The organism is Candidatus Hinthialibacter antarcticus (genome assembly GCA_030765645.1).
GTDB lineage: Bacteria > Hinthialibacterota > Hinthialibacteria > Hinthialibacterales > Hinthialibacteraceae > Hinthialibacter > Hinthialibacter antarcticus.
The window spans coordinates 63,822-71,046 of the sequence record JAVCCE010000021.1 but is presented as its reverse complement, the minus strand read 5'-3'; the positions used below and the strand labels follow the sequence as shown (position 1 = coordinate 71,046).

5 protein-coding genes are annotated in these 7,225 nt (G+C 56.5%); 3 read left to right on the top strand and 2 right to left on the bottom strand.

Translation table 11 applies throughout. The features are described 5' to 3' along the window. Positions 1-299 precede the first annotated feature (299 nt). The gene (locus P9L94_06625) at positions 300-932 is read right to left on the bottom strand and encodes a hypothetical protein (GenBank protein ID MDP8243738.1); all 633 of its coding nucleotides are present in this window, start codon (positions 930-932) and stop codon (positions 300-302) included. A 195-nt stretch (positions 933-1,127) separates the two neighbouring features. Between P9L94_06625 and P9L94_06620 the strand changes: the two genes are divergently transcribed. From P9L94_06620 to P9L94_06610, 3 genes are all read left to right on the top strand, one after another. After that, on the top strand, positions 1,128-2,579 hold the full coding sequence (locus P9L94_06620; GenBank protein MDP8243737.1) for an HD domain-containing protein: 1,452 nt from the start codon (positions 1,128-1,130) through the stop codon (positions 2,577-2,579). 51 nt (positions 2,580-2,630) lie between these two features. Next, a complete protein-coding gene (locus tag P9L94_06615) occupies positions 2,631-3,707 on the top strand; it encodes a glucose-1-phosphate thymidylyltransferase (protein MDP8243736.1) in 1,077 nt (358 codons plus the stop codon). Positions 3,708-4,026: 319 nt separating this feature from the next. Next, positions 4,027-5,595 carry an arylsulfatase gene (locus P9L94_06610; protein MDP8243735.1) on the top strand — a complete coding sequence of 523 codons (1,569 nt, stop codon included), beginning with the start codon at positions 4,027-4,029 and terminating at the stop codon, positions 5,593-5,595. Between the two features lie 153 nt (positions 5,596-5,748). On the opposite strand, the gene P9L94_06605 is transcribed toward P9L94_06610, so the two are convergent. Beyond that, complete coding sequence (locus P9L94_06605; GenBank protein ID MDP8243734.1) at positions 5,749-6,834, bottom strand: radical SAM protein; 1,086 nt, start codon at positions 6,832-6,834, stop codon at positions 5,749-5,751. Positions 6,835-7,225: the final 391 nt, after the last annotated feature.

Below are 7,225 nucleotides of genomic sequence, written 5' to 3'. Positions count from 1 at the left end.
GTGGCGCTGAAAGCGCCGGGGGGATATCAAAACAGCACAAACAAAGCGATACATTCAAGCAATATCTCAAGGGCTGCCGTCGCTTCGCGACGCCTTGCCCTTGCCACCCCTTAAGTCAATGACATTGTCTTATTAAGGGAGGATCAACATAAACCCGTGTATTTATCGGGGAGGGCGAGTCTCCCGACGAGCCGCGAAGATGAGAAACGGGGTCGCTTTTATGCGGCTCACCAGGAGGTTCGCCCTCCCCTCTTCATCGCAATGATACTCGCGAGCTAGAGGTTGCTTCTTGCAGCGCGCTACTCGATCACATCCACAAGCGAGATTGTTTCCACCAAGTCATCAGCGCCTTCAGACGACAATGTTTGAGGCGCTGTTTCTATAAACAACGAATTCCAACCGCTGCTCGAGGGCCGGTCTAATTTGGGCGGGGCCGGGCCGAATTTGCCTCCCGCTAACCAAAATTCTGTTTTGAGAAAATCCCCAAAATTATGGAAGCGGCGGCTCATGCCAAAGCGGATATCATAGCTCGAGCGAAACTCGACGCCTGAGAGTTTTGATTTTTCGTCGAACGAGTCGCCCCGGTCGCGCACGGCGTAGTCAATGGCATAGGGTTGCGAACTGAAGAGTTTACCGGTGCGCATCGGCTTCAACACATCAGAATATAAACTACCGACGCCTTGGGCGGTTTCAGCCATAAACACATTGACGCGGGCGCCGAAGCCCAACGGCAGGCGGCCATCGAATGGTTGTTCGTGGCGAGTCAATTCGCTGACGGAACTCGGCAGCCGTTCGGTTTCCGGCCCACGGGCGAGCGATTGGCTACGGTCAGCGAGAGGGGCGCTTGAGCATCCAACGAAGGCGAGGGCAGAGAGAGCCAACGTCCATTGGACGCATGTTTGCATACGTACTGCCAGTTTCCATCCCATCATACACCTCTCAACGCATCTCACCCGCCGACGGATATTGTCGCTGCAAGTTGCCCGCCAGCCTGTATAGATTATCATAGTCAATAGGTTCAGTCACTGATAATTTAACGACCGCCCCGGTAAATTGTATTCGATTCTTACTTTTTTACACAATCCAAGGCGCCGCGCCCGATAGGTTAAACGCAAGACATGATGCACATGCAACGCTCAATGGTTCCCCCAGCCGTCCTGCAGCTGCGCGAGGTGCTCGGCCCGGAAAAAATTTATGTCGTCGGCGGAATTTTACGCGACGCCATCGCCGCCCAGCCTGACGCGAATGAACTCGCGTCCGTTCACGGCGGCGACTGGGACCTGGCGACTTCGCTGCGCCCCAGGGACGTGATGCAGCGTTTGCGCTCCGCTGGGATCACAGCGATCCCGGTTGGCTTTGAACATGGCACCGTCGCGGCGGTGATTGATAAAGTCCAATATGAGATTACCACTTTTCGTTTCGATTTGGATTACGCCGACGGGCGCCATCCGGTGGTGCGTTTCGCCGACAGCCTCGAAGACGACTTGCAGCGCCGCGACTTTACCTTCAACGCCTTCGCGATGGACGTCGACACCGGAGAGATCATCGACCGCTTCGACGGCGTCGCCGATCTGCGCGCGGGGTTGGTGCGCACCGTCGGCGATGCGGAAGAGCGCTTTCGCGAAGATTATTTGCGCATGTTGCGCGCGGTGCGTTTCGCGGCCAAATTACAGGGAACGCTTGACGCCGCCGCCTTCGCCGCCATCCAACGCAACGCCCATTTGATCCAACGCATCTCGGCTGAACGGGTGCGCGATGAACTCATCAAAATGCTGGCCTACGAAAAGCCGTCGCATGGATTTTGTCTCATGCACCAATGCGGCCTGTTGCGCTATGTGTTGCCTGAACTTGAGATGGGCTTTGACGTCGGCCAAAACCGCTTTCACGCGGACGACGTCGCCATGCACACGCTCCACGCCGTCGACGCCGCCCCGAAAGAAGAAATCAACGTACGCTGGTCGCTGCTGATGCACGACCTGGGCAAGACGCCCTGCAAACAATACCTCAAGCGCAAGGGCGATTATGTCTTCTATGGACACCAGTACGCCAGCAAGCGCATGGCGCGACGCATCATGCAACGGCTGCGCTTTTCAAACAAAGCCATCGAAGACGCGCTCTCCGTCGTTGAAAACCACATGTACAACCTACAGCCGGGGTTGTCAGACGGCGCCATCCGTCGCTTTGTGCGCAAGTTGGGCCGCGAGCGCATCTCGGGGTTTTTGCGCCTGCGCATGGCTGACCGCCGGGGCAACCACCTCAACAACGACGGCTATGAAGAAGGCCTGTTTCACTTTGTCCGACGCATGCGCCACATCGAACGCGCTGACGACGCGCTCAAAATCACCGACCTCAAAATCAATGGACGCGACCTGCAAGAATTGGGTATGGCGCCCGGGCCGGCGTATGGCGTCATTCTAGACCGCCTCATGGAAAGCGTGTTAGACGACCCTGCGCTCAATCAGCGCGAGTGGCTCTTGCAACACGCCCGGGAAACCATCGACGAAATCCGCAGCGGCAAACTGCCCGTTACCAGAATCCCCCGCCCTTCGTCTGATAATAAAATTGATGATTCCGCATAATGAAACGGGTTGTGGTATTATATGAATACCCAATTCAATTCGAGGATACTCATGACAAAACTGAAAGCGATTATTCCATGCGCGGGCCGGGGCAAGCGCCTGCGCCCGCTGACTTTCACCAACTCGAAGCCGCTGATCCCCATCGCCAACAAACCGTTGGTGTTATACGCCATCGAAAAATTGAAACGCGTCGGCGTAGAAGAAATCGGCATCGTGGTCAGCGACAACACCCACGATATGGCTGATGTGATTGGCGACGGCTCCGCCTTCGACGTGAAAATTTCCTATATTCAGCAAGATAAACCCTTGGGCATTGCGCATACCATTATGGTCTCGCAAGAATTTTTAGGCGATTCGCCGTTCATTATGTACCTAGGCGATAATCTGCTGCAAGAAGGCCTCGAAGGCGCCGTCTCAAAGTTTGAGCAATGCAAAGACGGCGCAGTCATCTGCCTGCGCGAGGTCGACAAGCCCGAACTCTTCGGCATCGCCCTGATGGAAAACGACCGCGTCGTTAAATTGGTGGAAAAACCCAAAGACCCGCCCACCAACCTCGCCGCCATCGGCATCTATGTCTTTTCGCCGAACATCCACAAGATTACCAAAAACCTGAAGCCCTCCGCGCGCGGCGAATATGAAATTACCGACGCCATCCAGGGGCTGATCGACGGCGACTATCCGGTGGGACACCAAGTGCTGGCTGGCTGGTGGATTGACGCCGGAAACCCCGACGACATGATCGAAGCCAACCGCTTGGTGTTGAGCGACATCGAACAGCCCTGCAACAAGGGCACCGTTGACGACGGCTCTGACGTTCGCGGCGACGTGGTGATCGGCGAGGGCAGTAAAATTGAACGCAGCACCATCCGCGGGCCGGTCGTGATTGGCAAAAATTGCTTCATCCGCGACGCCTTCGTCGGCAGTTTTACCTCAATCGGCGACGGCTCGCGATTGTTGGATTGCGAAGTCGAATATAGCGTGATTATGGAACACTGCCACATCAGTAATGTAGACGAACGCATCGACCACAGCATTCTGGGCCGCAACGTCACCATCAGTTGCAGCGAACGCCGCCCGCGTTCATACAAGCTGGTGCTGTCCGATGAAAGCGAAGCCATCTTGCGATAGCGAATTTCACATGGGATTTAATTTGCGGGAAGGGTGGCAAGCCAAGGCTGCTCCCTCACCCCAACCCTCTCCCAGTGGGAGAGGGAGTAGACGGAATGTGTCATTACGAGAGAGCATCGCGACCGAAGTATGGGGAGAGCGAGTCTCCCGACGAGCCGCGAAGGTATGATACGTTTTCACTTTATCGCGGCTCACCAGTTATTCGAGATCGCCGCGTCGGCCTTCGCCCCTGCCTGCAGCAGGCAGGGGTGTTGGATGAGGGATAAAAATATTTCATCTCGAAAACGAAATAGACTTTATTAATTTGCGGGGAGACGTTATGCCGAACCAAAAAGTCAGCCGCCGCGAGGCGATCAAAGCCATGGGTCTGGGCGCAGCCGCGCTGGCGGGCGGCCAATCGGTTCAAGCCCAAAGCGACAAGCGGCCGGATATCATTTTTATTCTCGTTGATGACATGGGCTGGTCTGACATCGGCTGCTACGGCGGCGAAGTCAAAACCCCTAATCTCGACCGTCTGGCGCAGGGCGGCGTGCGATTTTCGCAGATGCATAATACCGCCAAGTGCTTTCCCTCGCGGGCGTGCCTGCTGACCGGGCTTTACGCCCAGCAGTGTAACATGAGCAAGAAGCACAGCCATTTTGAGAACTGCACCACTATCGCGTCCGCGCTCAGACAAGCGGGCTACCGCACCCTGATGACGGGCAAACACCACGGTCTCGATAACCCCTACGACTTTGGCTTCGACCGCTATTTCGGCCTGCGCGACGGCGCCTGCAACCATTTTAACCCCGGCTTTCAACGTCCCGGTGAACCCGACCCCGCCCGCAAACGCGACGGACGCGCCTGGTGCATCGACGAGAAAACCATCGAAGGCTACACCCCGCCTGAGAAAGATTTTTATTCCACTGATTACTTCACCAAGTATGCGCTGCAATATCTGGATGAATACAAGAACGAGGACAAGCCGTTCTTTTTATATCTCTCTTACACCGCGCCGCACGACCCGCTGATGGCGTGGCCCGACGACATCGCCAAGTATCGCGGCAAGTACAAAAAAGGCTACGCAGCCATTCGCGCAGAGCGTAACAAACGCCAGCGTGAGATGGGGCTGATTGATGAGCGCTTTCCGCAGTCGCCGCCGACCCATCAAGATTGGAACGCGCTCACGCCCGAACAACAAGACAAAGAAGACCTCAAGATGGCGGTCTATTGCGCCATGATTGACCGCGTCGACCAGAAGGTCGGCGAGGTGTTGGCGAAGGTCCGTGACATGGGGGAAGAAGACAACACGCTGGTGTTATTTTCGTCTGACAATGGCTGTTCCGCCGAGATGGTGCGCAGTGGCAAGAACTCGCCCTGGACCGGCGAAATCGGGAGCATGGCGCGATGGACGTCGCTGGGCGGCGACTGGGCGAACGTCAGCAACACGCCCTTTCGTTTGTATAAAAACTATAGCCACGAAGGCGGCGTCTGTACGCCGATGATCGCCTATTGGCCGGAGCGGCTAAAGCAACCGGGGCGCATCAGCGAAGCCTGCGGGCATTTCATCGACGTAATGCCGACCCTGCTCGAAGCCGCCGGGGCGGAGTATCCCAAAACCGGGCTGCGCGGCGAAGCCATCCCACCCATGGAAGGCGAGAGTTTTCTGTCGGTGCTTGACGGCGACGACTGGACGCGCCAGCGCCCTATCTTCTGGCAATGGTCGAAAGGCAAATCGGTGCGCGCCGGACAATGGAAACTGGTTTCGTGGGACGGCAATTGGGAACTCTATGACATGGACGCTGACAAAACAGAGATAAACGATCTCGCCGCCAAGCGCCCCGACGTGGTCAGGCTGCTCGCCGCGCTCTATGACGAATGGTGGCTGCGAATGAAGCAGAAGGCGTGATCCCTTTTTGCTCTGGGAGAATCGGCCTGCGGCAGGCAGGTCTCTTTTTTCGATGCGAGAAACTGCTTAAGATGTTTCAATCACACAATGACGCTACAAGTGATTTAGTTTGAACCCTATTGCAATCAAAGGCGGGGCGAAAGTCAATTGGCGCTAGGCCAATGCGGCGGCTTTTCGGTCTTGCATTTCTTGCAGGCTGGTGAGAACAAAACAGGTATGCGTACAAGCGCAGCCAGTGATGCGGGAGCGGCGCTGCTCAGCGGCTTGCGACTGCCACAGCGCGTCGATGTTGTAATCAAAATCCTTGAGGTGCGCGAACGGCGTGGTGAATTCACAAGCGGCGACGGAACCGTCGCTGTAAATCACGGCGATGGTGCGGCCTGCGGTGATGCAGCGAAACGGGCTTGGCTTTCCCAGGTACATATCGACTTGGGTTTGCAGTTGCTCGACGAACTGATTAAACGCGCCGCCCTCGCGCTGATTGACCGCGCTGATAGTATTCACGATCTCTTGCAGTTTCTCTTTGGGCGGCAGGTCGCAATCGCGCGGATCGTCGGGCTGGCGCACGTCTTCTGGGATATCCCACGACGAAAAACTCTGCCCGCGCACCAGGTCGTACGCATGTTGCACGCCAACCTCGTCCCACAGGATACGCGACAACGGTTCGATCTGGTCGTAGTTGCCTTTGTTCACGTTGGTCAAAACCACCACGCGAAAATAGGGGTGTTGTTCGGCCAGTTTGACCAGTTCTTTCAGGTTTTTAAGGATTTTCTTGAAACTGCCCGGCAGGCGGCGCAGGCGGTCGTGGGTTTCTTCGAGGCCGTCGAGGCTGACTTGGAACGAAAGAAATTTTTCATACTTCGCCGCCAAGTCGGTTTCGACCAGCGCTTTCATGCGTTCCATCATGATGCCGTTGGTGTTGACCTGGACGTTGTGGGCGCCATTGTCGCGAAAGAAGCTCTCGGCGATATCGGCGATGTCTTTGCGCAGAAACGGTTCGCCGCCGGTCATGGCGACAGTACGCAGCGGCGGCGCGGTGCGGGCGAAGGTTTGCAATTGCTCTAGTGACATTTCTTCGCCGGGGTTGTCGATGCGCTCCCAGAACATGCAGTGGTCGCAGCGCATATTGCAGCGGTCCGTCAGAAAGAGAATGACGTCCTTAAGGCGCGCATCGGGGTACACGTCCCAATTATCGGGCGTTGGTTGGACGGACGGGCCGAACAGTCGTGGCAATCGCATACGGTCTCCCATTGGGTCGGGCGCATCACGCGGCCCGCCGCAGCAAAATCATAGCAACCTCAATCGGTTACGCAATGGTGGATGGGGTTTCTGCTGTGAGAGACGCAAGCCAATCCATCGGCTCTGGCTTAAGCCGCCGTAGAGTGGATTCTTAACCAGCCGTTGCAACGCCGTCGTTTTATCGCGGTGGGCTGCTATCGCGAGCCCACCCTACCGGGCTCCTTGGCTTGCCGCCCAGCCATCGAAAAGCCAATTTCCTGGGAGCGCCGTTGTCCACAACGGCATTCACCGATGCGAGTATAGATACTCGCGCTCCTGCTTGATCCCCCCTGGCGCTAACGCGACGCCTTGGCTTGCCACCCTGCGCGAAACTAAATTTCGTTATGTATAT

Excerpts from the sequence above, each read along its gene's own strand:
- P9L94_06615 (MDP8243736.1), top strand. The coding sequence starts at position 2,631 with ATGACAAAACTGAAAGCGATTATTCCATGCGCGGGCCGGGGCAAGCGC.
- P9L94_06620 (MDP8243737.1), top strand. The coding sequence starts at position 1,128 with ATGCAACGCTCAATGGTTCCCCCAGCCGTCCTGCAGCTGCGCGAGGTG.
- P9L94_06605 (MDP8243734.1), bottom strand. The coding sequence starts at position 6,834 with ATGCGATTGCCACGACTGTTCGGCCCGTCCGTCCAACCAACGCCCGAT.
- P9L94_06610 (MDP8243735.1), top strand. The coding sequence starts at position 4,027 with ATGCCGAACCAAAAAGTCAGCCGCCGCGAGGCGATCAAAGCCATGGGT.
- P9L94_06625 (MDP8243738.1), bottom strand. The coding sequence starts at position 932 with ATGATGGGATGGAAACTGGCAGTACGTATGCAAACATGCGTCCAATGG.